General features: G+C 69.7%; 1 protein-coding gene. It reads right to left on the reverse strand.

All coding sequences use genetic code 11. The annotated features are described in order from the left end of the window. The coding region (locus ACLJNW_RS28025; RefSeq protein ID WP_410961881.1) for an efflux RND transporter permease subunit at positions 1-241 on the reverse strand (241 nt) is incomplete at both ends.

Genomic DNA, 241 nt, shown 5'->3' on the forward strand with positions numbered 1-241 from the left:
GGTAGAGTAGCGCGGTCAGCGCCAGGGTGGCGATGGCCACCAGCAGGGTCAGCGGCTGGTGCCGCAGGACCACCCGCAGGGCCTTGGCGTACTGTGCGATCAGGCCATCGATGACCCGCCCCGCGGCGCGCGCGAAGCGGCCCTGCTGGTCCTCGTCGATGTGGCGCAGCAGCTTGGCGCTGAGCATCGGCGTAAGGGTCAGGGAGACGAAGCCGGAAATCAGGATCGCCACCGCCAGGGT

Origin of the sequence: Salmonella sp. SAL4457 (assembly GCF_046548235.1) — a bacterium.
Taxonomy (GTDB): Bacteria; Pseudomonadota; Gammaproteobacteria; order Enterobacterales; family Enterobacteriaceae; genus Salmonella; species Salmonella enterica.